At 60.3% G+C, this 25,399-nt stretch carries 23 protein-coding genes; 10 read left to right on the top strand and 13 right to left on the bottom strand.

The genetic code is table 11. The features are described 5' to 3' along the window. Positions 1-9: 9 nt before the first annotated feature. Together PO860_RS01450 and PO860_RS01445 are read right to left on the bottom strand one after the other, a co-directional pair. On the bottom strand, positions 10-714 hold the full coding sequence (locus PO860_RS01450; RefSeq protein ID WP_273883549.1) for a helix-turn-helix transcriptional regulator: 705 nt from the start codon (positions 712-714) through the stop codon (positions 10-12). Between the two features lie 472 nt (positions 715-1,186). Next, positions 1,187-1,564, bottom strand: a complete 378-nt coding sequence (locus tag PO860_RS01445; protein WP_183605666.1) for a response regulator — start codon at positions 1,562-1,564, stop codon at positions 1,187-1,189. A 194-nt stretch (positions 1,565-1,758) separates the two neighbouring features. Between PO860_RS01445 and PO860_RS01440 the strand changes: the two genes are divergently transcribed. Genes PO860_RS01440 through PO860_RS01425 form a run of 4 tightly spaced genes read left to right on the top strand, consistent with a single transcriptional unit; the run spans position 1,759 to position 7,616 of the window. Beyond that, complete coding sequence (locus PO860_RS01440; RefSeq protein ID WP_275038032.1) at positions 1,759-3,900, top strand: sensor histidine kinase; 2,142 nt, start codon at positions 1,759-1,761, stop codon at positions 3,898-3,900. Continuing rightward, positions 3,887-4,312: a response regulator gene (locus PO860_RS01435; RefSeq protein ID WP_085736129.1), complete on the top strand. Its 426-nt coding sequence runs from the start codon at positions 3,887-3,889 to the stop codon at positions 4,310-4,312. Before PO860_RS01440 ends, PO860_RS01435 begins: the two co-directional genes overlap by 14 nt. A 4-nt stretch (positions 4,313-4,316) precedes the next feature. Then, positions 4,317-5,912, top strand: coding sequence for a response regulator (locus PO860_RS01430; protein WP_275038031.1), 1,596 nt, complete (start codon positions 4,317-4,319; stop codon positions 5,910-5,912). 21 nt (positions 5,913-5,933) lie between these two features. After that, a complete protein-coding gene (locus tag PO860_RS01425; protein ID WP_275038030.1) occupies positions 5,934-7,616 on the top strand; it encodes a VOC family protein in 1,683 nt (560 codons plus the stop codon). On the opposite strand, the gene PO860_RS01420 is transcribed toward PO860_RS01425, so the two are convergent. From PO860_RS01420 to PO860_RS01410, 3 genes are all read right to left on the bottom strand, one after another. Beyond that, on the bottom strand, positions 7,582-8,487 hold the full coding sequence (locus PO860_RS01420) for a DMT family transporter (RefSeq protein ID WP_275038029.1): 906 nt from the start codon (positions 8,485-8,487) through the stop codon (positions 7,582-7,584). The two genes, PO860_RS01425 and PO860_RS01420, sit on opposite strands and share 35 nt — an antisense overlap. Before the next feature lie 215 nt (positions 8,488-8,702). Then, positions 8,703-10,157, bottom strand: coding sequence for an FAD/NAD(P)-binding protein (locus PO860_RS01415; RefSeq protein WP_275038028.1), 1,455 nt, complete (start codon positions 10,155-10,157; stop codon positions 8,703-8,705). An 80-nt stretch (positions 10,158-10,237) separates the two neighbouring features. Next, on the bottom strand, positions 10,238-10,666 hold the full coding sequence (locus tag PO860_RS01410) for an OsmC family protein (RefSeq protein ID WP_183605660.1): 429 nt from the start codon (positions 10,664-10,666) through the stop codon (positions 10,238-10,240). Between the two features lie 144 nt (positions 10,667-10,810). Here PO860_RS01410 and PO860_RS01405 point away from each other — a divergent pair, with 144 nt between their 5' ends. From PO860_RS01405 to ku (PO860_RS01395), 3 genes are read left to right on the top strand one after another with little or no spacing between them, the layout of a single operon-like run. Further along, on the top strand, positions 10,811-11,071 hold the full coding sequence (locus tag PO860_RS01405; protein ID WP_275038027.1) for a hypothetical protein: 261 nt from the start codon (positions 10,811-10,813) through the stop codon (positions 11,069-11,071). 55 nt (positions 11,072-11,126) lie between these two features. Beyond that, positions 11,127-11,360, top strand: coding sequence for a DUF2188 domain-containing protein (locus tag PO860_RS01400; protein WP_183605659.1), 234 nt, complete (start codon positions 11,127-11,129; stop codon positions 11,358-11,360). A gap of 18 nt (positions 11,361-11,378) precedes the next feature. After that, on the top strand, positions 11,379-12,230 hold the full coding sequence (ku, locus tag PO860_RS01395; RefSeq protein WP_275033903.1) for a non-homologous end joining protein Ku: 852 nt from the start codon (positions 11,379-11,381) through the stop codon (positions 12,228-12,230). Between the two features lie 99 nt (positions 12,231-12,329). Here ku (PO860_RS01395) and ku (PO860_RS01390) read toward each other — a convergent pair whose 3' ends face one another. Then, complete coding sequence (ku, locus tag PO860_RS01390) at positions 12,330-13,136, bottom strand: non-homologous end joining protein Ku (protein WP_275038026.1); 807 nt, start codon at positions 13,134-13,136, stop codon at positions 12,330-12,332. Positions 13,137-13,635: 499 nt separating this feature from the next. Between ku (PO860_RS01390) and PO860_RS01385 the strand changes: the two genes are divergently transcribed. After that, a complete protein-coding gene (locus tag PO860_RS01385; RefSeq protein WP_183605656.1) occupies positions 13,636-14,970 on the top strand; it encodes an O-antigen ligase family protein in 1,335 nt (444 codons plus the stop codon). 43 nt (positions 14,971-15,013) lie between these two features. On the opposite strand, the gene PO860_RS01380 is transcribed toward PO860_RS01385, so the two are convergent. Beyond that, complete coding sequence (locus PO860_RS01380; protein ID WP_272782928.1) at positions 15,014-16,159, bottom strand: right-handed parallel beta-helix repeat-containing protein; 1,146 nt, start codon at positions 16,157-16,159, stop codon at positions 15,014-15,016. Positions 16,160-16,796: 637 nt separating this feature from the next. Here PO860_RS01380 and PO860_RS01375 point away from each other — a divergent pair. Further along, positions 16,797-18,638 (top strand): acyltransferase family protein, encoded by a 1,842-nt coding sequence (locus PO860_RS01375; protein WP_272782927.1) that lies wholly within the window; start codon positions 16,797-16,799, stop codon positions 18,636-18,638. On the opposite strand, the gene PO860_RS01370 is transcribed toward PO860_RS01375, so the two are convergent. After that, on the bottom strand, positions 18,628-19,278 hold the full coding sequence (locus tag PO860_RS01370) for an esterase/lipase family protein (protein WP_272783181.1): 651 nt from the start codon (positions 19,276-19,278) through the stop codon (positions 18,628-18,630). The genes PO860_RS01375 and PO860_RS01370 overlap by 11 nt on opposite strands. Positions 19,279-19,480: 202 nt before the next feature. Between PO860_RS01370 and PO860_RS01365 the strand changes: the two genes are divergently transcribed. Then, positions 19,481-20,506: a LacI family DNA-binding transcriptional regulator gene (locus tag PO860_RS01365; RefSeq protein ID WP_275033897.1), complete on the top strand. Its 1,026-nt coding sequence runs from the start codon at positions 19,481-19,483 to the stop codon at positions 20,504-20,506. Here PO860_RS01365 and PO860_RS01360 read toward each other — a convergent pair. From PO860_RS01360 to PO860_RS01340, 5 genes are all read right to left on the bottom strand, one after another. Continuing rightward, complete coding sequence (locus PO860_RS01360) at positions 20,503-21,513, bottom strand: zinc-dependent alcohol dehydrogenase family protein (protein ID WP_275038025.1); 1,011 nt, start codon at positions 21,511-21,513, stop codon at positions 20,503-20,505. The genes PO860_RS01365 and PO860_RS01360 overlap by 4 nt on opposite strands. A gap of 55 nt (positions 21,514-21,568) precedes the next feature. Beyond that, on the bottom strand, positions 21,569-22,357 hold the full coding sequence (locus tag PO860_RS01355) for an L-iditol 2-dehydrogenase (protein WP_183605651.1): 789 nt from the start codon (positions 22,355-22,357) through the stop codon (positions 21,569-21,571). A 136-nt stretch (positions 22,358-22,493) separates the two neighbouring features. After that, a complete protein-coding gene (locus tag PO860_RS01350; RefSeq protein WP_273879945.1) occupies positions 22,494-23,552 on the bottom strand; it encodes a carbohydrate kinase family protein in 1,059 nt (352 codons plus the stop codon). After that, positions 23,552-24,223 (bottom strand): D-lyxose/D-mannose family sugar isomerase, encoded by a 672-nt coding sequence (locus PO860_RS01345; RefSeq protein WP_275038024.1) that lies wholly within the window; start codon positions 24,221-24,223, stop codon positions 23,552-23,554. The genes PO860_RS01350 and PO860_RS01345 overlap by 1 nt, the downstream gene beginning before the upstream one ends. Continuing rightward, a complete protein-coding gene (locus tag PO860_RS01340) occupies positions 24,223-25,377 on the bottom strand; it encodes a Gfo/Idh/MocA family protein (protein ID WP_275038023.1) in 1,155 nt (384 codons plus the stop codon). The genes PO860_RS01345 and PO860_RS01340 overlap by 1 nt, the downstream gene beginning before the upstream one ends. Between the last annotated feature and the right edge of the window lie 22 nt (positions 25,378-25,399).

Here is a 25,399-nt window from a genome sequence, read left to right as displayed (position 1 = left end):
AAACCAGCTTCACGTAACCAAACCATTCCGCAAGGCGATCGCCACCATATGAACGCGGTTGACGGCGTCCAGTTTGCGCGCGGCCGCGGTGATGTGCGAATTGACCGTATGTTCGGAGAGACCGAGAATGATGGCGATCTCCGCCGACGTCTTGCCTTCGCTCGTCCATTTGACGATTTCCGATTCGCGGTGGGTAAGCCGTCCGGACATTTCCGGCGTCAGGATTTCCTCATAAAGCTTGTCGAAAATGCGCATGGCGTCGAGAAGCATGTCGGCGATCTCGCTCTGATCCGGCTCCTGACGCTCGCCGCTGAGCACAAGACAATAGCGCCGCCCTTCCGGGGTGAACAGCGGGATGAACAGGAAGACGCCACTCTGGAACTCGTTGAAAACGAGATCGGACCGGTAATCTTCCGGCCGCACATTCCTGCCGTGAACCGGCGTTGCCAGAAACTGAGCGGACTTTGCCCGGACGGTGCCGAGCGCTTCCTTCAACGTCGTGATGAAAAGGCCGACACGCCGCTCGGCGACATTGGTGATGACGATATCGCGTTCACCGAAAGGGGCCGAAGCCTCGGAAATGCGGGCCAGCGCGAAATTATCGAAGTTATAGTGCTGCGCGGCCGACTTCAGCAGACGGAAAAAATCGGTGCGGTTGATCGCCCGACTCAGCTCCGGTCCGGCATGAAAGGGAATTGCCGGGACATTGTTCATTCCCACTCTTCCTCTCCTCCGCCAATGCCTCCAATCCCGAAATCTTGGGATATACGTCTTAAACGCGAAGAGCTACAAAAATTGCGAGACGGTTGATGACGAATATCGAAACGGGGACTTTCGATATTTAAGGCGGAAATCATCAACTATCTCAACTACAAGTGATGCACGGGTTACTGAGGGGCAGTAGTTCTTACCTGGGTGTCGTAAATCTTCGCGCATCAACATCCATGAATGCGAGAAGGCAGTGCCAGACGTAAGCGCGAGAGAGCCGATAGACCCATTCAGCTAAGGGGTTGGCTGATGTTCGTGGCGGCGAACGCGGGTTGATCGGTTCTCTCAGCGCTTAATTTGCGTCGCATTTGCTTCGCTTCGGTTGCATCTTGGGATGCGTCCTCGACCTTGTCAATCTCGGTTTGTCATATGGCTTGGACAAAGGACAGGAAACAGCTTGGCGGGCTTTCGCCGTTTCCTACATCTCGAGATTGAGAATAATCCTGGCGAGGTCAAGCGGCTTTTCCAGATAGACATCGGCGCCGGCCTCAAGTGAGCGCGCCCGGTCCTCGGCCGCATCCGATCCGCTGCAGACAGCAAGCCGCATCGCTTTGAAACGATCATCCCGGCGCAGCCTGCTCACCAGGCCGATGCCGCTGTCGAGTGGCATGTAGAGATCGACGACCAGCAGTTCCGGCAGGGGCCAGCCTTCCGCCGCGCGCTGTTCCAGCGCCGCCAGCGCCGTCTCGGCGGTCGAAAAACAGAATAGATCGACCTCTATCTGCTGCTTCCTGCGGATATAGTCGAGATAGAAGAGATCATCCCTGCTGTCGTCGACATAAATTATGGTAGGCATTCAGCACCGTGATTTGGATATTGTTCGAATGAACCTCGTTGTCCTTCACCGTCACGATATCGCGATTTCACGAAAATTCGATCCATCTTGTCGAAAAATCGTTTTGCGAAAAGCGTGGCACCGCCCGCCACTGACTATTGAGTATTCCTCGATTTCGGAAAAAATGGCGACGCCAAGCGAGGAGGAAACGACGGGTGCAGGATAAGGGCAACGTGGACCTTCAGGACCAGCGGAGGCGATCGCGCTACCGTGGCTTCGCGATTGCGGTTGGCTGCCTGATGGTCCTTCTCGGGGTGAGCGCTGTTGCCGGCTGGCTGCTGCAGATCAAGGCGATCATTTCGCTCGTTCCCGGCTTTCCGTCGATGGCCTTCAACACCGCGCTCTGCTTCGTGCTTTCCGGCCTGGGGCTGGCGGCCTCGACGCTGGCTGCCCGTCGCTTTCGGTTGGCAGCAACGATCATGGCAGGGCTTGCCGCGGCGATCGCCGCGGCCCGGCTGGTGGAAATCATCACCATCGGGCGGACTTTCCACAATGTCGACCTGTTGATCGCGCGCTTCCTGGTTCCGCCCGATTTCATCGCTGAGATCGGTGGCGGCATGGGGCCGAATACGGCGTTGGTCTTCCTGATCGCCAATCTTTCGCTGCTGCTCGCTCTCCACGCGGAGAGGAAAAGCCAGGTGGTGCAGGAATTGACGAGCTATGTCGTCATCACCCTCGGCATGATCGCCCTGGCCAGCTATGTCACATCAGCCGAACAGGGTTACCGCTGGGGACCCTATGCGGCGATGGCGCTGCATACGGCGATCGGCATCGTGATCTTCGGCTCGGGGCTTCTCGCCCGCTCCTGGTGGATGCAGCCGGCAAACCGGGCGCAGATCCCGCTCTGGATCCCGGCTGCGGTCTGCTTCACCGGCCTTCTCGTCGATCTCTATACGCCGCTCGGCGTCGCCAACGGTATTCTCTATGTGCCGCTGGTGCTGACGGCGCTCTGGTTCGGCAACAGGAACGCGCCGCTTTTCTTCGCTTTTGCCTGCACCGTGCTTTTGATGCTCGGCTTCTTCGCCGTCCGGCACGACGAGGCGGCGTTCTGGCAGGAGATCGCCAACCGCACGATTACGGCGGCGACGCTCTGGCTGATCGCCATCCTCGTCTTTTATTTCATGCGCAACAATCATAACCTCGAAACCGAGCGCGTCCGCTTCGGCGCGCTGGTGCGCGGCACGCCCGATGCCGTCATCGTCATCGACGAGGCTGGAACGATCAGGAGCTTCAACCCAGCGGCCGAAACCATGTTCGGTTACTCTCCGCAGGAGACGATCGGTCAGAATATCAAGATGCTGATGCCCGAACCCTACCATTCCGAGCACGACGGCTATCTCGCCCATTACCGCCAGACCGGCGAAGAGCGCATCATCGGCACGACACGCATGGTCTCCGGACGACGCAAGAGCGGCATCGTCTTTCCGATCGACGTTTCCATCAGCGCCGTCGCCACCGGCGATACGAAGATTTTCGTCGGTATCGTGCGTGATATCAGCGAGCGCGCCAGGCAGGAAGAGCGGATGAAAACGACGCTTGCCCAGCTCGAGGCCTATACGGCCGAACTCGAGCGCAGCAACCACGACCTCGACGAATTCGCCTATATCGCCTCGCATGACCTCAAGGAACCGCTGCGCGGCCTGCACAACCACTCCCGGTTCCTGCTGGAGGACTATGAAGACAAGCTCGACGATGACGGCGTACGCCGGCTGAACCGGCTGGTGCGCCTCAGCCAGCGGATGGAGAAACTCGTCAACGACCTTCTTTACTTCTCCCGGCTCGGGCGGCAACAGCTGGCGGTCAAACGCACCGATATCGGCCTGATCGTCAAGGATGTCGTCGCGACGATGGAACTCCTGCTGGAGGAGCGACATGCCAAGGTCATCATCGACGGCCAGTTGCCGGATGTGGTCTGCGACGCGCCGCGATTGACCGAGGTGTTCCGCAATCTCATCACCAATGCGATCAAATACAATGACAAGCCGGCTCCGCTCGTTTCGATCGGCTATCTCGATCGGTTCGTCGGCAAGGACGGCAAGGTTGCCCGCAACGTGTTTTTCGTTAGGGATAACGGCAAGGGCATACCCCAGGAATTCCATGAGGACATTTTCCGCATTTTCAAACGGCTGGAAAAGTCGCAGGATTCCGACGACGGCACCGGGGCAGGCCTCACCTTCGTCCGCAAGATCATCGCCCGGCACAATGGCGATATCTGGCTGGAATCCGAGGTCGGCGCCGGCACCACATTCTATTTCACCCTGGGAAAAAAACGCGAGGGGCAGAATGCAGCAGCGTGACACGCAACCGATCCTGATCGTCGAGGACAGCGAAGACGATTTCGAAGCAACGATGCGCGCCTTCAAACGCACCAACCTGCGCAATTCGATCCGCTGGGCGGCCTCCGGGCAGGAAGCGCTCGACATGCTCGCGGCGATGGTGCCGAAGCCGGGGCTGATCCTGCTCGATCTCAACATGCCGGGCCTTGACGGCCGCAAGACGCTGGAGGCGATCAAATCGAACGCCGGCTGGCGCAAAATCCCGGTGGTGATCCTGACCACCTCCGACGACGAGCGCGACATCGAAGGCTGCTATGCGCTAGGCGCCAATACCTATGTGCAGAAGCCGGTCGATCTCGACGGGCTGTTCGCGGCGATCCAGCGGCTGAAGGAATACTGGTTCGAAATCGCCATCCTGCCGCTCGAGGACTGACAGATTGGCGGAAGACTGCAGCATTCTCATCATCGACGACAATATCGACGATCGCGAGGTCTATCGCCGCATATTGGGCCGCGTCTCCAGCACCGCCTATACCGTTCTGGAGGCGGAGACGGGTGAAGAGGGCCTGGCGCTGAACAGCCGCAAACGGCCGAACTGCATTCTGCTCGACTATTCGCTGCCGGGACGCGACGGGCTCGGCGTGCTGGCCGACATTCTGGAGCGCGATCCCGCCGCCAACGTCATCATGCTGACTGGCCAGGGCAGCGAAACCGTCGCCGTCGAGGTGATGAAGAGCGGCGCGCGCGACTATCTGACAAAGGATTCGCTGTCGCCGGAAACACTGCACCGCTGCATCCAGAACGCCATCATGCACGGCATGCTGGAAGCACAGCTGGAGCAGAAGCGGCAATCGCTTGAGATCTTCACACGGGCCATGGCCCATGACCTGAAGGAGCCGCTCAGGACGATCAAATCCTTCAGCCGCATCCTGCACGGGTCATCGGCGCTTCCGGCCGAAGACCGGGAACTGCTCGATTACGTGCTCAGCGCCGCCGACCATATGGAAGACCTGATCGTCAAGGTCTCGGGCTTCACCAGACTCGAGGCCTCCGGCGGGCCGGAGCTGACGCCAGTCTCGCTCTCCGATGTGCTTAATCAGGTGGAGGACAATCTGCGCCAGCAGACCGAAAGCCGCGGCGCCGTCATCATCCGCGGGACGCTGCCGGAGGTGATGGGCGATGCGACGCTGCTGACCCAACTCCTGCAGAACCTCGTGTCGAATGCCGTCCGCTACTGCGAGCAGAAGATTCCCGAGGTTACGATCTCAGGCGAGGCGCATGGAGACATGTGCCGTCTCACCGTGCGTGACAACGGACCTGGCATCGATCCTCAGCATCGCGAACTGATCTTCCAGCCGTTCAAGCGTCTCGTCGGCCGCGGCATCGAAGGCACCGGGCTCGGCCTTGCCATCTGCCGCCGCATCGCGCAGCTGCATGGCGGCGCGATCTGGTGCGAGGCGGAAAATGGGCCGGGCGCCACTTTCATTGTCGACGTGCCGCTCGCCGAGGCGAGGCCCGAGCCGCCGGCCGTATCGGCCATGCCGCACAGCGCCAAGCCCGCCGAGCAGCCGGGCGAAGGGCCCGGCAGGCTTGCCGAAGTGCTGCTGGTGGAAGACAGCCCGGCCGACATCCAGATTCTGAAGATCAAGCTGATGCGGCGGGAGAAGGTGAATTTCAACCTGCATGTCGCTACCAACGGACGCGAGGCGATGCGGCTGCTGGAAGAGCGCGCCGGCATCGCCGATCTGCCACAGATCGACCTGATGCTGCTCGACATCAACATGCCGATCATGGACGGCTTCGAGGTGCTGCATGCGCTTTCCGCCGATGTCCGCCTCAGCCAAATTCCCGTCTGCATTCTCAGCACCTCAAGCGATGAGACCGACATGCGACGGGCCCGAAATCTCGGCGCACGCGCCTATATGGTCAAGCCGCCGACCCTGCAGCAACTGGAAGAGGCGCTCGAAGATGTCGAACATTTGGAGCTGCTGCAGCGCGGCGATTCGCTTGCGCTTTGTGCGGAACAAAACTAAGCGATGGTCATTGGCAACGGTATGACCTTCGCAGCTTTCATACTCGCGCTCCTGACGACGCCGCTTCAATCAGGACTGCTCCAGATGGTATCAGGCATACATCACGTCACCGCCGTCACTCGAAAAGTGCAGGCGAACGTGGATTTTTACGCAGGCTTTCTCGGCATGCGGCTTGTCAAGCAGACGGCCGGTTACGAGGACGCGACTCAACTGCATCTCTTCTACGGCGATGCGGCGGGCACGCCGGGTTCGCTCCTGACCTTCCTCGCCTGGGAAGATGGCGCGCCCGGCCGGGCCGGCTACGGCCAGATCAGCGAAATATCACTGTCGATCGACCCTGCGAGCATCGGCTACTGGCTGACGCGCGCCATGAGCTTCGGTCTGCGCTCGGAAGGGCCGGCCGACGAATTCGGCGAACCGGTGCTCCGGCTGAAGGACCCCGACAACATCATCCTCAAGCTCGCAGGCGCAAAGGCTCTGACATCCCCGGCCGTCTGGGACGGCGCCTCGATCCCGGTCGAGCACGCCATCCAGCGGGTGCGCGGTGCAACTATGCTGACGGAGAGGCCCGCCGAGAGCCGCGGCTTCCTCGAGCGCCATTTCGGCTATCGCTTCCAGGCCAACCGCGGCACGATCGACAGGCTGGTTTCGCAATCCGGCGACGTCATCGACGTGCGCGATGCCCGCGGCTTCTGGTCCGGTGCGCCGGGCACCGGCTCGGTCGATCACGTCGCCTTCCGCGCGCCCGATGAGGAGACGCTGCTGTCCGTCCGCAAGGCGCTCGAAGCCACCGATGCATCGCCGACCAATATGCACGACCGCAAATATTTCCGCTCGCTTTACGCCCGCGAGCCTGGCGGCACGCTGGTGGAGCTTGCTACCGACAAGCCGGGCATGGCCGTCGATGAAGAACATGCCGCGCTCGGGACGAAGCTGTTCGCACCGCCCGAAGCCATCACCAATCTCCATGACCTGAAGGTGGTGCTGCCGCAATTTTCAATGCCCGGCCAGCCGCGCATCAATTATCGCGAGCTGCCTTTCGTCCATCGCTTCTATACGCCCCCGGATCCCGACGGCAGCGTCTTCGTGCTGCTGCACGGCTCCGGCGGCAATGAGACGACGCTGATGCCGCTCTTGAACAAGGCGGCGCCGCGGGCGACGCTGCTCGGCGTGCGCGGCCGGGCGACGGAGGAAGGTTTTCCGCGCTGGTACAAGCGCATCACCCCCTTCTCCTTCGACCAAACCGACATCAAGACCGAAGCGGAAGCCTTCGCAGCCTTCATCGAGGGTGCCGTCAAATCCTACGGGCTCGATCCGCAGAAGGTCGTCTATGTCGGTTACTCCAATGGCGCCAACCTGCTGAACTCGCTGCTCTACCTGCACCCGAACCTGGTTCACAAGGCGGTGCTGCTGCGCTCCATGCCTGTTCTCAGCGACTATCCGCATGCCGATCTGAAGGGCACGGATCTGCTCGTCATCAGCGGCAAGACGGATGCCTACGGCAAATATGCGAGCGAGCTGGAAGAGCGGCTGAAGAGTTCGGGCGCCACCGTCGATTCCGACGTCATTCCCGGCGGCCATGATCTCGGCGATGCCGATGTGCCGATCATCCAGAAGTGGTTGCTCCAGAGAATGGGCGACGATCCACCACCGCTGGAGCAGCAAGCGACTAAGCCGAAGAGCGAGACGTTCGGGCAACCATGATCCCGGCAAGGACGACGGCGCCGCCCAGCGCCTGCATCGTGCCGATCGCCTCGTTGAGCAGCGCCCAGGCGAGGATGGCGGCGACGACCGGCTGCAGCAGCAGCGTCAATGAGGAAAAGGCCGGCGGCAGATAGGCCAGCGCATAGGTGATCGCCGCCTGCCCGCCGGCATGGCTGATAAAGGCGAGGCCGAAGACCATCGACCAGCCATAGACGGTCATCGGCAGCATGTGGCCCTCAATGAAGAAGGCGACCGGAAAGATGCAGATGGCAGCCGACGCCGTGCTCCACAGCATGATTCGCGTCGTATCGAACCGGCTGCGCAGGCTGCCGAGCGCAAGGATGTAGCAGGCATAGAAGAAGGCGGCTGTTGTCGCCAGGCCGTCGCCGTGAAGGTCGCCGTTGCCGATCGCTGCCGGTCCGCCTTTCAAGACGATGACGCCGGCCAGCGCCAAGGCAAGCCCGAGCAGGAAGACGCGGCTGATCCGCGCTTTGAAAAAGAGAAAGGCGATCACGGTGACGAAAACAGGCGCAAGGTTGGCGAGCAGCGTCGCATTGGCGACTGACGTCATCGTGATCGAAAGGTGCCAGGCGGCGAGATCGAGCGACAGCATGACGCCCGGAAGGATGAGCAGGCCGTAGTCGGACAGGTGCTGCGGCTTCGGCCCCCTCTCCTTCTTCATCAGCGAGACGATGACGATCGGGATCAGCGCCAGCGCCACCCGCCAGAAGGCCGTCGCCATCGGCCCGACCTCGGAAAGCCGGACGAAGATCGGCGAGCCGCCGATCGCCGCCCCGCCGAGAATGAGCGCCGCCAGGGGGAAGCGGTTGGAAGGCGAGGCTTCGGAAAGGGTGGAGGCAGGCTGCGACATGATCTCGATATTCTTGGTCGCCCGAAAACAGGGCGATGGATATGGGCTGCCGCGTGCGTATCAGAAGTCGATCGCCGGCGACAGCCGCCAAGCGACATCCGAATATAAGATCAAGCCGGATGCGTGTTTGGAACGGTTCAGCTTTAGAACCGCTTCAAACTTTGTTCTTACAATTGCCGGCAAAAGCGCTTCGCGTTTTGCCTGGGAAAACCGCTTTACACTTCTGGAATTGCTCCGGTCGCGTTCACCCGCAGCTTCCCGGCGATCTCGGTGGCGACGAAGAAGGCATGCTCGGTCACCTGCGGCAGGCCCATCAGTTCGCCGAACGTACCGCGCGCCAAAGGGCCGGAGATCAGCAGCGAAGGATCTGCCTTTCCGGATGGGCCGATCGCCTCCGAGCGCTCGGTGCAGGCAAAGCCGAGGCCTGTGGGATCAAGCGACAGGTGGCCGCTTGCAGCCAATGCCGCGAGCCAGGGCTGGGTTTCGAGAATGCCGCCATGGGCCGGGCCGGTGGTGACGACGACGGCGTCATAACTCCGCTCCAGCGGCTGGCGCTGATGGCGCGGCTGCAGGGCACAGACGATGCGCTCGCCTTCGATGCGCGCATCGGCGACCGAGCCGGCGAGAATCTCGAGGCGGTCGGCAGCAACCGCCGTGTCGAGCACCGCCTCGACCTGCGGCGCGATTCGGAAACGGTGCACGTCCCAATAGGGACGCAGATGGCGGACGAGGCGGCGGCGTTCGGCAACCGGCAGCGCTTGCCAGAGATCATATCCCTGCGCCCGCACCTGGTCGATCACGCCGTGCCAGCTGATGCCCTCAGCCTTCGCCGCTTTTATGGCGGTGCGGATCGCTGCCAGCAGCGACACGGCAGACGGAGCCGTATCGGAGAGGAAATCGCCGAAGAGCGGCTGCGGCACCGGCGCATGCCCACGCGACCGCAGGCCACGGCGCGAGATTGATGTCACCGGACCGTCATGCCCGCGTTCAGCCAGCGAGGCGATGACATCGGCCGCCGTCAGGCCGTTGCCGATGACCAATACCCGGTCATGCGGGCGGATCACATCGAGCGCGCCCGGCTTGGTGGTATCGGCGACGAAACGGGGATGGGCTTCAAGCCGGCTCGCAAGCCGGCCGGGGGCTGCGGGCGGCGGGTGGCTGGTGGCGATCGCAACGATATCGGCCTCAGTGACGCCGCCTTTATCGTCGCGGATCGTCCAGCGGCCGGCATGGCGCTCAACGCTGGTCACGGCAGCGCGGCGATGACGCACGTCCCCATCCTCCAGCAACGGTTTCAGCAGGGAGGAGACGTAATCGCCGAACAGCCGACGCCGCGGGAAGAGCGAGCCATCGGGTCGTTTTGCGTCGGGGTCGTCGGCGACGGCGTCGCGGGCTTCGATCCAGGCCTGGAATTCGCCGATGTCGTCGGGCTGCAGGCTCATCTTGGCGGCTGGAACATTGATGCGATGGGCCGGATCTGTCGTGTCATAGGCAAGGCCGCGGCCGAGCTCGGCGCGCGGCTCGAAGACCAGGATGACGGGACGCTCGCCGCGGCTCGTTCGGCCGAGATGATAGGCGACACCTGCGCCGGAGACACCGCCGCCGATGATGGCGACGACGGGCGGTTCGAACGTCGGAGATGGCTTGGAATGCATGGCGGCCGGGATCATTGCTTTCGATGCCGGAAGCATAGAAGCCGGGCAGCGGCCGCGCAATCCTTCCGCCACCATTGTCTATAATTTTTATAGGCTTATCCCGATATCGTTGTCGAAAAATCGGGGTTGCCGCGGATTGTATTGCTCACCGTGCAGATCTCATCCTCCGCGGCATGGACGATCTTGCGCCGGCTTTCCTCATCGATATCACCCTTGATCGAGAAGGCGATGTTGAACCTGGCAACGCGCGAAAGGCCCTCCGTCGCCTTCTCGCCGGTGACGTCGGCGGTGATCTCGCTGATCTTGTCGAGAATGCCCATCTGGCTGGCGGCCATGCGGGCGCTGAGCACGAGGCAGGCAGACAGCGAGGAATAGAGCAGGTCGAGGGGGTTGAAGCCCGGCTGCGACGGCGACGTGACGATATCGATCTCGCCCTTGGTGGCGGAGGTGACATGCGGAAAACCGGTGCGGCCGAGAACGGCGGTGGCGCCGGTCGGGCGGGGACGGGCCTTAAGATCGACCATGATGAAATCCTCTCGTGAACATTCTGCAGATGGCAATTTCCGCCCGGCGCCGCACCGGGCAACGGCTGCCCGCCGGTTTCGGAACCTTTCCATCCGTCAGCAGTTGATTACACCTGAACGAAACAGTGACAAAGGTGGATTGCGATGGTGCAGGTCCGCAGAATAGATCGCCAGGGCGGGCGCATGGACGCCCGCGATCGGCTGATCGTCGCGCTCTATGCACAGCTGAAGGCCGAGCGGGAAACACGCGAGACGCTGGAATGGGCGATCCGCAACGGTGCCGTCTCGCAGGAGGTGCTGGAGGCGATTGCCGCCGATCCGGTTCCCGTCGTCACCAGCGAGGATATCGCCTCGGTGGAGAAGATCATCGCGCTGGACGAGCGGCGCAAAACAATTCGGAATTAGAGTATGATGGCGACGCCGTCATGCTCCCTATCTCATTGAGAAGAGGAGATTCGAAATGGCCGATATCACCTATCAGGTCGTGCCGCATGACAATGGCTGGGCCTATAAGCTCGGCGACACGCTGTCGGAAACCTATGCGACGGCGGATGAAGCGATCGTTCACGCCAAGGACGCCGCGTCGCGTCAGAAGATCGGCGATGGCGACGCGCTGCTTGCTTATCCCGCGCCCGATGGCCGCGGCTGGGCATTCCAGGAACTCGAAACCGACAAGAGCAACAGTCGGCTCTGATTTGCGACGGAGGATGGAATGGCCGCGCGGGCAAGCTGGAAGGGTCATCTGAAGGTGGGCGACCTTGCCTGCGCCGTCGGGCTTTACACCGCCATTTCCTCTTCCGACCGCGTCTCCTTCAATATCATCAACCGCAAGACCGGCCATCGGGTGGAACGGCAATTCGTCGACAGCGAGACCGGCAAACCGGTCGAACGGGACGACCAGGTCAAGGGCTACCAGATGGAGAATGGCGATTACCTCGTCATCGAGGGCGACGAGATCGCGCAACTCATGCCGGAAAGCGACAAGGTGCTCAATATCAAGGCTTTCATCGGCTACAATGATATCGACAAGCTTTATTTCGACCGGCCTTATTACCTCGCCCCGGTCGACGAACATGACGAAGAGGCGCTGCTGCTGATTGCCAGGGGCATGCGTGACGGCAAGGTCGCAGCACTCGCCGAAGCCGTGCTGTTCCGGCGCAACCGGACGCTGCTGATCCGTCCGCATGACGACTGTATCGTCGCGACGATGCTGAACTTCGACTATGAGGTGCGTTCGGCTGATACCGTCTTCAAGGACATTCCCGACATCAAGTTCGACAAGGAGATGATCGCCCTTGCCGGCCATATCATCGGCACCAAGCAGGGCAGTTTCGAACCGAGCGAATATGTGGATCGCTATGAGGCTGCCCTCGTCGAACTGGTGAAGGCGAAGATCGAGGGCCGGGCACCGCCGAAGAAGAAACAGCCGCCGGAACGCAAGGTCGTCGACCTGATGGAAGCACTGCGCCAAAGCGCCGGCATGAGCGGCAAGAGCTCGGCAAAGCCGCCGGCACCGAAGAAGGCGCCGGCGCGCAGCGACAGCCCCAGCAAAAAGGCGGGCTGAGAGGGCTCTGGAAACCGCTCGATGCCTTGCCGAGAAATCGCCGGGACGGTTTTTTCGCGGCGGCAAAATCGTTGGAGAAGAAGAGAAGATTGACCGTTCTTAACGCGGCGGCTTCCGCTCGCCCTCCGCGGCCAGGCTCTTTTTCAGCGCATCCATGATATTGATGACGTTGCCGGTCGATTTCACCGGTGCGGGTTTTTTCGCCGGCGCTGCCTTCTTCAGGCTCTTCTGCTTGCCGCGGATCATCGACTTCAGGCGCTTCTGGATCGGATCCTGCACCATGGCCGGGCTCCAATCTTTCGTCTCTTCCTTCACCAGCTGCGTCATCAGTGTCAGCAGCTTGCTGTCGATCTCCGCCTTGCCGTCGAGCTCGGCCACCGGTTCGCGCACCTCGTCGCCATAACGCAGGGTCCAGAGAACGATGCCCTTGCCCTGCGGTTCCAAGAGCACGGCACGCTCGCGACGATAGAGCACCAGCCTGGCGATACCGACCACATCATTCGCCTTCATCGCCTCGCGGATGACGCAGAAGGCTTCCACCCCGACCTTGTCCTCGGGGGCCAGAAAATGCGGTTTGTCGTACCAGATCCAATCGATCGAGCCGCGCGGTACGAATGTGTCGATATGGATGGTGCGGGTGCTTTCGAGCCCGACCTCCTCGATCTCCTCGTCTTCGAGCAGAACATAGTCGTCCTCGCCGCGCGGATAACCTTTCACCTGGTCCCGATCGGCCACCGGCTTATGGGTGACGCTGTCGACATAGCGGCTTTCGACGCGGTTCTTCGTCTGGCGATTGAGCACATGGAAACGCACTTTGTTGCTTTCGGTCGTCGCCGGCGTCAGCGAGACGGCGGCGGTGACGAGCGAGAGCTTGAGATAACCTTTCCAGAATGTCTGACGCGCCATGTCTGTCCTGCCTCCCGGACACGGTTGGGCATTGTTATCAACGGCGGATTCGGTGTTTGGTTCCGGGAACTGAATGAGGTTTCGATTGACGACAGCAGCCAACGTGCCGGCTGGCGCGGCAGGAGTGCGATCGCGCCGGCCTGTGGGTTGGACCAGCGGGCGCGACATATTGGAAGGTTCAGCAAACTGGATTCGACGAATGATATGGCTTAGAGTGACGCCGCATGGCGGGCTCAAGCAGGAACTGAAGCAATAACTAATTGATCCAGTTCACTAATTTGGCAAAGACCATGCACTGCAGGAAGAGCTGCGTGTCGGCTGTTTTGGATTGTGGGAGTGGTCAACCGATCGAACCGTAACGTTTCTGATGGGTCGTAGACGGAAATCAGTGTCGATGATTTCGATACCGCATACAGAGTCCAACAGAGGTAAATTGTAATTTTGGCTCAGTCCTATTTCGAATAGGAACATCCCCGAACATGAGATAGAAGAGCTCTTAATGGCGATACAAGACGCGTCTATAGCACGAGACTATTATCAGGGCAGCCACCGCCGGCGGACTGCTTCCAGATGGCGCGTCAGACGGGACGTGCTGGCGAAGCTGGTTCTTACTGTCGCATTTTACGCCGCGCTTTGGCGGGCGACCGGCATGTGGTACGGCCTGCCGGCAAATTTCGATGATGGCGCGGCGGTAGACCCGCTTCCGATGAAGTTAATGCTTTACAGCCTTATCCCATTGTCGGGTTTGTATTTTCTGTTGGAACAGCGGCAATTCATAAGGACCTTTTCGAGGATTTCACCTCTCATCGGGGTCGTTGCCATTTCCTGTCTGACATCAATCGTCTTCTCGATTGACAAAGGTGCGTCTCTCAAGGGATTGGCCGCCGTCATCGTTCTCGCGGTCCCACCGCTTCTGTTTCGCGCGCGGTACGGCAATGTGGAAGCCTTTCGCATCCTGGGACGTTTTGCGATCGCGGCTGCATTCATCAACGTTCTCTATACCGCCGCTTTCCCGCAATTCGCCATCATGCGCGGCAGCTATGCCGGCATGGTAAAGGGGGCGTTTTACCACAAGAATACGTTGGGACAGTTTTGCTCGGTCAGCTTTGTTTGTCTGTTGTCAACGCAGAAGCTGGGCCGGCTTCGTTACAGCACGCTGGTACGATGGGCTGCGATGCTTTGCCTCCTCGCTTTGATTGTAGCGACAAAGTCCTCGACAGCGGTTGTATTGACGATGTTCGGCAGTATCATGCTGTATGCTATCCGGATTATCCACGTCTATCCAAATCGCCTTTTTCGCTCATTTGTCGTCGCTTTGCTGTTTCTTCTTGTGGGTTTCGGCGCCAGTTTCATTTATTTAGGCGTGGCCTCCGCCGTTGCTGAAGCTTTCGGCAAAGACCTTACTTTCTCGGGACGCACCAACATCTGGGAACAGCTGTTTCCGCTGATATGGGATAGGCCGATAACCGGCTATGGCTTTGCGATGTTCCGCCAGCCAGACGTCATGGAGGAATATGTCAAGGTGACGTTCGACGCCCGGTCGACGCACAACACCTATCTCGAACTTGCCCTCAATATCGGCATTCCCGGTGTCAGTGCATGGGTCGTGTTTTTGGTGACCCGTCTGTTCCGGAAGATGACAATCGTCGAAGCCGATCAAGAGCAATCGGGCGCCAGACGAAAGGAAATCGTGATCGTCATCCTGATCATGCTTGGATCGATGACAGAGGCCGGGATGATGCTCGCACCTTTTATTCTCTGGCCACACACTGTGATTGCACTCTCCGAGCTGCGTCCGAAGCTGTTGGCAAACCGGAGACCGCGTGAGGCTTGAGACGCGGAGGCTTGACGGGCGCTCCGCTGGTCTCAGCGGGCGATTAAGTCGAGAGATAGCGTTTTTGCCAAGGCAGCATGCTTTCTTGCCATGCACGCGGTGTGAAATCGTCATAGGCCGTCTCGGCAATCGCCAGCATCCAATTCTGCTCCTTGCGGGCCAGCAAGACGCATGACAATTCCATGCCGGGTTCGATCGCAATGGAGGGCCGGTTGGCGCCGGGAATGTCGATCCCCTTGTCACGCCACTGGATGCGGATCTCGTCGGGCTCTGATGTCCATTCGCCGGAGGAAACGGAAACCTTTCCGTCGGGTTTGACGCGAAGCGGCGGCGGCGTGACGTTCAGAAAGCTGCCGTCGTTGAGATAGTTGCCGTCGACTTCCCCCGCCGTTGCCTCGCCGTTTCCCTTCAGAACGATGTCCTGCTTGCACCGCAGGAAAATGTTGCGTCGAAAGCTTCCGGACCAAGGCCGATTGGCGAAAAAACCGATCTCACATTCGCTGATCACGTTATCGTGGATGTTCATGTCTTTGCGAAATGCCAGGCTTTGGTCCGAGTAACCGCTCAAACTCACGCCGCGATTGCTGTTCTCGATCCTGTTGTCATAAACATGGTGGCCGGCATGGCCGGCTTGATCGCCAATTCCGTAGCCGAAGGAATAATCGTTCATCCTCCCGTCGCGCATGACGTTGCTGCGCACGACGGCATCGTCCCCGATCGATGAAAAGGAGAAATTTTTCCCCCCAATGAAATTATATTCAACGCGGTATTGTCGCGTTCTGCCGCAAACCAGCGCCCCCTTGTTGGATGTGCTGGTCGGCGACTGAAGAAAAAGATTGCCCCGGATGACCACATTGGAGCTCACATTGCGGTCGTCGTTTTCGTAGGCGAATTGACAACAATCCGCCCCCTGGCCGGGCGCCGCGCCGACGCGGTTGTTCTCCAGCAACACGTCCGACGTCATCGTAAGGTAAATGCCGTCACCGCGTACATTCTCGGTCTCGCAGCGCCTTATGACGAGATTCCTGCCATTGTGAAATTTGAAGCCGCGGGGAGAATTCTTGACGATCACATCTTCGATCACCGTATCGGAAAACACCTGATAGGCGAGGCCGATGTCCTCGGCGCCGTCGATGACCTGCCCCCGGGTGGATGCACCGTGAATTTTCTTTCGCAAGATGGCGGTCATCGGATCTCCATTCGATACGGTTGCAGTTCATAGTAATGAGGGATCGTGTGGCGGATGTTTGAATATCGGAAAATTATCTTAGCCTGAACGACCGCTGGGAAAACCATGTCGATAGACCCTGCCGTGCCGGCAATCCGTATCGCGCAAATCATGCCTGTGCTTGCGTTTTATCGGGTTCGGCCCATCGGCCGGAACTGTCTGTCCATCCGTGCGCTCCGACCTTGGAGCGCTTGCCGGCATCTGCCGGTCACACCTTCGCCCAATTTGGCCTGCAAGCCATCCTGGCAATGCCGCGCTGCGTTTCAGCAGTCAATGTTAAATCACCCGTCAGGCTCTATGGCCTGAGTCGTGGAACCGTTGAAAGGCAGCTGTAAAATGTGCCCTTTAATTGAATCCCTGTCGCAATGAGAAGCGGATTGATATCGCTCTCCTTGTCGCCGGCTTCATCGGACGAATGGTAAAATAGCAGTACCCCGAAAACCCCGACCTTGCGGCCGCTGCGCTGACTCCAGAGGTCGTCTCTCGCCATGGCCGGAAACCCGTCTAAGGCGAGTTATTTTCATTTTACCCTGATGTCGGTTGCATCTTGAAGGGTCTCGCGGTACGAAGTTCTGGGAGGCCAAATCGAGGCCAAAAAATGATTACGCATCGTCAAGATATCGACGGCCTGCGTGCCGTAGCCGTAATTTTCGTGATTCTTTATCACTGTGGATTTGATCGCATTCTCCCCGGCGGATTTATCGGGGTGGACATTTTCTTCGTGATATCGGGATATCTGATTACGAAAATCATTCTTGCCGACGTGAGCGATGGCCGATTCTCGATCGGCAACTTTTATAGTCGCCGAGCAAAACGAATTCTTCCCGCTGTCGTGGTCATGTATGCTTTTGTGATGGCGGCTTCCTATTTTACGATGCTGCCTGACGAAAGCTTGCGGGTTTTCAAATCCGTGACGTCCTCCGCGCTTTTTGCTTCAAATGCCTACTTCTATTTTACAACTGGATATTTCGATGATTCCGCGGAATTCAATCCAGTCCTGCACACATGGTCGTTGTCGGTCGAAGAGCAGTTCTACGTCTTTTTTCCCCTGATCGTCATGTTGGCTAGCCGATATGGGCGCAGGGCAACCGGGATGGCCATAGCGGGGCTTTTTGCGGTCAGCATCATTGCCTCCATTATCACCGTTCCAATCAATCGCTCCGCAGCCTTTTATCTTGTGCAGTATCGCGCGTGGGAACTGCTCGTAGGCTCTCTCATCGCAGGACCGGCATTGACGAAATTCGCTGATGCTCGGGTCAACCATGTGCTTTCGGCAATCGGTGCTTTGCTGATCTGCCTCAGCGCATTGCTGCTATCAAAGACGTCGGAGTTTCCCGGATTGACGGCGTTGCCCGCCACCGCAGGCACGGCGCTGATCATCTGGACAGGCCCAAGCACCGTTGTCAGCAAGCTTCTCTCATTGAGGGTCGCCACCTCCATAGGCTTGATCTCCTACTCCCTCTATCTGTGGCATTGGCCGATTTGGGTATTTTCGAACCAGTATGGGGCGTGGGACCACGGCTGGCAGTTGGTGCCAGTCGCTTTGAGTTTCGTCGTCGCATATGTTTCGTGGCGGTTTGTCGAAACGCCGTTCCGAACGATGAGATACCGACCTGCCGTGTCCGTTGCCGCCGGGGCTGCTTCAATCGCATCCGTAGCCATGCTGGCATTTGTCGGGCAACTCGCTGCCGAACAAATGAAAGAGGACAACACGGTCGTTGAGCGTGTGGCGGAATTTGCGGACTACGACCCTTCGAAAGCCTTTCGCAGTGGACAATGCTTCCTCACGTCAAACGACGGCATCGAAAAATACGATCGTGATGCCTGCCTGGCTCTATCAAAGAATCAGCAAAACATTGCGCTCGTCGGTGATAGTCACGCCGCTCATTTATATCCTGGGCTGAGGACGCTTACGGGGGCCAATGTCATTCAGGCGAACGCATCAGGATGTCGTCCTACTCTCGACACCGAAGGCGAAGAACGCTGCATCGAACTCATGAACTACATGTTCAAGGAGTTCTTGCCGAGTCATAAAGTCGATGTTCTCATATTGGCTGGGCGCTGGACAAAAGATGACGTGAAACTCATCAGAAAGACGGTGGATTACCTGTCACCCTTTGCCAAAAAGGTCGTCGTCTTCGGACCGGTGGCAGAATATAAATCTTCCCTACCACGGTTGCTCGCACACAGTCTCTACGAGAAGCAACCCTTTAAAGCCGCCGATCATCTGGTGCCTCGACAACATATCGGTCTGGACATTCAAGACGCCTTGGCCGGAAGCGGAGCAACATACATCTCCACTTATAAGACGATGTGCAACCCGGATTGTGTGGTGTGGACAAAAGGCGGAGACCCAGTCCAATTCGACTATGGGCACTTCACCGCTGACGGCTCCCGCGTTCTGATTTCAAGAGTTAAGCAAGCCCTGGTCATTCCGTAAACCGCCCATCTTTCAGAAACGACAGGGTCTCTTTCCACATCGTTCTGTTGACGGGTAAGAACGTGTGGTTGGCTGCGATGACGATATGCGCCGCCGCGCCGTCGAGACGGGTGCTCTCCACCGACACCTTTCCATCATTCGGCACCCTGAGACCGATGATAAAGGAAGAGACCGGGTCAATGGTCCGATTGCCGGCGATGATGCCGAGTTCGTAATCGACCGTGCCAAACAGCTGGGTCATGGCCGTTTGATCGGTCGTCAGCTGCTGTCCCGCCGGTCCATAGAATTTCCTGTATAGCGGCCAGCCCTTGAGGAAATCGGCAACCTGACTGCCGTTGTTCGGCGTTCCGACCATGACCACCCTGCCGAGGTTGGATGGGCGATCGTTCCTGAGAAAAGCCCGGATGATCAGCCCGCCCATCGAATAACCGACGAAATGGACACGGCCGTCGCCTGCTTCCTTCGCAGCACCGTCGATCTCCGGCCGAACGAAGTCGACGAGGTCGCCGATCGAAAACCGGGTGGAGGGGTAGCCGACATTGACGACCCGAAACCCGTGGCCGGACAGGAAGTTGGCGAGCTTCTGCATGCTTTTTCTGGTCCGGGCAATACCGTGAAAAAGGATGACCGTGTCGTTCATCATGTGTCCGCCCAAGGTGCCGCTATCGATCAAGCACCTATCCTGTAGCTTTCAAGGCGGACCTTGTCGATCAAGGCCGGATAACCATCAGTCCGAAGAGCGCCGGTGTGACGTCGCGCGCTTGATGCGGCGCCCCGCTAGTGATCTAGATGTGAACTGCAGCAGTCCGCCTTATTCGACCGCCCGAAAGAAATGCGAACACGTGACGACCAGCATCAGACATATCGCCAAACTTGCAGGAACGTCGGTCTCTTCGGTCTCGCGCGTGCTCAACAACAGCGGTTACGCCTCGCCTGAGCTCCGTGACCGGGTCGAGGCGGCGATCCGAACGCTGAACTACACGCCCAGCAAGGGCGCGCGCATGCTGCGCGGTGCGCCAAGCCGGATGATCGGGCTGATGCTGCCGTCGATCGACGTGCCTTTCTTCGGCATCCTGGCCCATGCCATCGAACAGGAATTGTTCCAGCACGGCTATCAGACGCTGATCTGCAGCACGGCGGAAAATATGGACCACGAGGCGCGCTATATCTCCATGCTGCTCGCTCAGCGCGTCGACGGCGTCATCGTCGCCAGCGCCTTCGGCAGCATCGAGCATTTCGGGGTGCTGCGGGACGCCCGCATTCCGATCATCGCCATCGACCGCGAACTGAACGGCATCGCCGACGAGGCTGTCATGGCCGATCATGAAGAAGGCGGGCGGCTGATGGCGCGCCATCTGATCGGTCTCGGCCACCAAGCGATCGCCATCGTCGGCGCGCCGGCACACAGCCAGCCGATCCAACTTCGCCTTCAGGGCATCACGGCGGAAATGGCTGGAAACGGCATCGCGCCGGCGATCGTGGCGATGGCGGAAGAGCACAGCTTTGCCGAAACCTACCGGCTGGCGCGGGAATTGCTGGCGTTCCGGCCGGATATCACCGCGATCATCGGCACGACCGACATTTCGGCGATTGCCGCCATCCATGCCATCCAGGATCGCGGATTTTCCGTTCCGAACGACTATTCGGTCGTCGGCTTCGACGATCTGCCGGAGGCCGCCTATGTCTTTCCGCGGCTGACAACGGTCGCACAGCCGATCCGCGATGTCGGGCAGCAGGCCGCCCGGTTGCTGGAAGCGCTGATCGACGAGCACCAGACAGGGGACGAATCCCGGCGGGGTGCGATCGTCAAAGTGCCGGTCACGCTGATCGAGCGTGATTCCACCGGCCCCGTCCGCAACCGAGGCTAAGGCCGGACGATGACCTTGATCTCGCCCGGCAATGGTGCATTGCCCACCACCTCGGCGACCTCCTCGAGACCGATGGTTCTGGTGACCAGTGCGTCCAGTTCCAATGCCCCGCTCGCGACCATTGCCGCAGCGCGCGAATGGGTGAAGGGGTTGAGGTAGGCCGGCCTGATATCGACTTCATTGACCAGCAGATCGAAGGGCAGAACCGGCACCTCGACACCGGCCGGCGTCACCCCGAAAAGCACGAAGGCACCACCGCGCCGCGCCATTTTCAGACCGCTTTGAAGCGTGTCGCTGACGCCGACGCACTCGATGACCACGTCGGCGCCACCTTTGGTGACCTCTCGAACGGACGCGATCGTGTCCGAAGAGGCGGGGTCGAAGGCGTGCGTCGCCCCCAGGCGCAGAGCGGTTTGGCGTCTCGATTGCTGCCGCGTGATCAAAATGATCTCGCCTGCCCCGGCCAGGCGGGCCAGTTGCACCATCAGCAGGCCGATCACGCCGCCGCCAAGGATGGCGACGCTGTCGCCCGGACGGATCCTTGCCTTGTCGATGGCGTGGATACAGCAGGCCAGCGGTTCACTGAAGGCCCCGTGAACGGGATCGAGGTCGGCCGGCAGGACGAAGGCCTGCGCGTGCGGCACCGCCACATATTCGGCAAAGCCGCCGTCCCGTGTCACGCCGATGGCGGTCAGCCTCTCACACAGGTTCGGTCGCGCCCGCGTGCAAGCCGGACAGGTGCCGCAGGCTATATTCGGGTCGACCGTCACCAGCTCGCCGCCGGTAAACCGTGTCACACCATCGCCGATCTCTTCGACGATGCCGCTGAATTCGTGGCCCAGCGTGACGGGGATCGCTGTCGGATACTCGCCCTTGTACATGTGGCGGTCGGAACCGCAGATGCCGGCGGCTGCAACCCGGACAAGCAGCTCGCCCGGCCCGGCAACCGGTTTTTCGACGCTGCGCATGGTCAAGGACCCGATCGACTCCAAGCGTACAGCCTTCATTCCACTCCTCCAGACCCCAAGTTCGATTGCCTATTGCTGCTGATGAAGCGAGGCGTCAGCTCATGACATTGCCGCCATCGACATTGTAGCACTGCGCCACGATGTATGCTGCATCGGGGCCGGCCAGGAAGGCTGCCATGGCCGCTTGTTCTTGGGGCGCGCCAAATCGTCCGGCGGGGACGGCGGCGGCCACGCGGCGTTTGACGTCGCCGGGTTTCAAACCTTCGCGGCTGCCGAGTTTTGCATCGACGACGTCCCACATCGGCGTATCGACGACGCCGGGCGCGATGGCGTTGACGTTGATCCCGTAGCGGATCAGCTCGAGAGCGCAGCTTTGCGTGATGCTGATGACAGCCGCCTTGGAGGCGCAATAAGCCACTGCCGGTCCTTCGCCCCGACGCCCCGCCTGGGACGAGAAGTTGATGATGCGTCCACCTTCCCCTCTCTCCACCATGTGCCGGGCGACGGCCTGCGTCATGAAGATCAGGCCTTCGATATTGACCTGAAATACCCGAGCGGTGCGCTCCCGGGATATCTCCAGAATCGACTCGACGTCGTAAATACCGGCGGCATTGACCAGGATGTCGATCTGACCGGCGGTTGAGATGGTGAAGCGTGCCGCCTCTTCGATACTGTCCTGGCTGGTCACGTCAAGCGCCACACCCCAGGCATCAGGACCGATCGTTTCCGCCACCCGCGCGCAGCGTTCACCGTCGAGATCCGCCACGACAACCCTGGCGCCTTCGGCGGCGAAGCGTTCGCAGACCGCTTTGCCGATGCCGCTCGCGCCTCCTGTGACCAATGCCACCTTGCCGGAGAGCCGTTCCGTTTCCGTATAGGTCATCGCCCTGCCTCCCCGGTCGCGCCTAAATCGGCAAGGTTGCCGTCTACGGCTGCCATAGTGAATAGCTTCATGTCTGCTCCTCCATTCCGACTGGACGATGATCGGCGCCACCCTCTCCCGAGGCGACGCCGATGGGTCAAGCGGGTTGCGGGTTCGTCTCCGTTGCCTCCTGAAGGAGGACGGATATGTCGGGGATGCCATCCGTGGCCGTCGCACCCCCAAGGCAACGCGCGGCCGCCGCATGGGCGACGGCGCAGATATGCTCGACCGGCCAGTTCTCATGCAGGCCGTAGAGCACGGCGGCGCAGAAGGCGTCTCCGGCGCCGACCGTGCTGACGATGTCACTGGGGTCGACGGGCCTTGACCGCGTCATGACCGGGGAAGCGCCTGATGCAAACCAGAAGCAGATTTCCGGCGCATGGATGATCGCTCCTTTCGCGACGCCCGCGGCCAGCAGGCGCTCGCCCGCTTCCAATAGCCCCGCCTCGATCAAATCTCCCTTCGCATCGCGAACGGTAACGCCGGTTGCCCGACCCGCCTCCATCTCGTTGATGATCAGGAAATCGCAGAAGGGCAGAGCGACGCCGACCTTGGCCGCAAAGTCCGGGTCTTCGCTCGAAACGAAATCCACGCAGGTCGTGAGCCCCGCGCGGCGCGCGGCCTCCAGCAGGCGCGACGCTCCCGAACGACCGTCGGGGCCGATGCGGTCGAGACCCGGCAACAGCATGAGGTAACCGAGATAGAACAGCCGATAGCCGGCCTTGGCGAAGGCCGCGGGTGAGACATGCTTGTCGGTGACGGCATCGTTGGCGCCGCCATGATAGAAGAAGGTGCGGTTCTGACCGGGCACATTCATGACATGCGTATGCGCCGTCACCCGGTCGGCCAGCGCCGTCAGCCCGCCGACGTCGACGCCGGCAACGGCAAGGCGGGCCTTGACGATTTCTCCGTCCTGATCGGCGCCGATGCATCCGGCCGCCGCCAGCCTTCCCGGAAATCCGAGCGAGGCGAGATCGGTGACGACATTGGCCGCCCCGCCGCCCACGCCCAGATCCTGGTGCAGGATATGAGCAAGATTGCCCTGTTCGGGCCAATAGGACAGGGTGTGGACGCGATCGACGATGAAGTTTCCCGCGCAGACGATGCCGCCCTTTTTCCGACTGTCGCGATGTTGAACCTCCTCCCCGGTTCGCATCAGCGGCCTCCTTCGTTCCAGAGGGGTTTGAGCGGCGGCTCGTCCTCCTCGATCGCGGCAAAGCGGCCGATCGGCTCCAGGAAGACATTATCGCTGTTGTCGTCATTGACCTGGCTGACCTCGCCGGCAAGCACAGCTCCACCGCCTTTCCGGCCATAGAAGCGGTGGTAAAGCCCGGTGCGGATCGTCACGCTCTGGCCAGGCTTGAGAACCAGCGGCTCCCATGCGGAGAGGCGGTGCGGCAGCCCGTCGACCGGAACCGTCACATCCTCCGTCAGCACATTGCCATCGGCATCGGTTGCGGCGAATTCGATGACGAGATCGCCGCCGGCGCGATTGATGATGTCTTCCATCTTCGCCGCATGCCGGTGCGTCGGCGTGACCTGCCCTTCCCCAACGAAGAGCAACTTTTCGGCATAGGTCCGCTCACCCTCGATATCAACGATGCCATTGCGCAGGCAGAACAGCACGAGGCCGCATTCGGCAAACCGGTTCGAGCCGAAATCGGTGACATCCCAACCCAGCTGATGGGCGCGCAAATAGGCTGAGGCCTCCGGATGAGCGGCAAAATCCGCCGCCGTCCAATAGCCCCATGCCGGCAGGGACCAGTGCCAGCGCTCGAGAGTTTCGGTTGCCCGCCGCAAGGCGGCGTTGATCGCAGAGCGCTTCATCAGGCGGATGCCCCACCATACGCGACCGGCACCACGACGTCTTCGCGGCCGGATTTGAGAGCAGCCGTCAGCACCGCATGATGCGCCTGCGCCTCCGCCGGCGTCGCGCAGCCGAAACCGTTGGCATTGCCGCCGGCAAGTTCGTCGACGAAGGCCGCCCACATCTGCTGTATGGCGTCGGCAAAACCGAATTCGAAGATCTTGCCTGTAATGGCTGGAAACAGCGAGCCGTAGCCGAGATCCTCGGTGCTCCAGGCTTGCGCACCGCCATTATAATCCATCCACTGCCACTGGCGCGGCGACTTCGTGCTGAAGAAAGCGCTTTTCTTCATGCCGAGAACGCGGATGTACCAGCTGTTGGATTCGCCGGGCGCGATGCGCCAGGTTTTCAGCACCATCGGGAAATCCTGATCGCCGGTGCGCACGCGGCTGCTGATCGTCGCATTGTCCCAGGTGGTGCAGGGCAGCATGCCGCCCTTGCCGTCGGGACGTTCGGTGACCTTCTTGACCAATTGCGCATGCAGGGTGGTCGGGCGCCAGCCGAGACGCAGCGGCACGTGCAGCACATGCATGCCGAGATCACCCATGCAGCCATAGTCGCCGTTGATCTCGGCCATGCGCTTCCAGTTGATCGGCTTCTGCCGGTCGATATCCGAGGAGTGCAGGAAACCGGCCTCGACTTCGAGGATTTCCCCCATCTCGCCGCTTTTTGCGAGCGCGATAACCTTCTGTGCGCCGGGGAAGAACGGCATTTCCGAGGAGCAGCGGACCAGGAGTTCGGGATGTTCGGCGAGAACCGCCATGATCTCCCGGTTCTGAGCTGCGTCCATGCCGAAGGGCTTCTCGCCGAGAAGATGCTTTCCGGCCTTCAGGATATCGATATAGAATTGCTGGTGCAGCACATGCGGGACTGCGCAATAGACCGCATCGACCTCGGGATTGGCCAGAAGCTCCTTATAGTCGGCGGTCACTTGGCGAACGCTCGGCACATGATCCTTGAACCAGTCGAGCAGCGTCGTGTTGGTGTCGCAGACGGCGACGATTTCCGGTCGTGCCTTCACATCGGCCAGATGCAGCCAGCGCGCCGCGGCGCTGGCAAATTCGCGCCCCATCAGGCCGCAGCCGATGACGCCGAAGCGGAATATTTTCGTCATGACATCTCCTCCCCGATGCGCG

Source organism: Rhizobium binxianense (genome assembly GCF_028994275.1).
Taxonomy (GTDB): domain Bacteria; phylum Pseudomonadota; class Alphaproteobacteria; order Rhizobiales; family Rhizobiaceae; genus Rhizobium; species Rhizobium binxianense.
The sequence above is the reverse complement of the archived record's forward strand: the minus strand, read 5'-3'. Positions and strand labels throughout refer to the sequence as shown.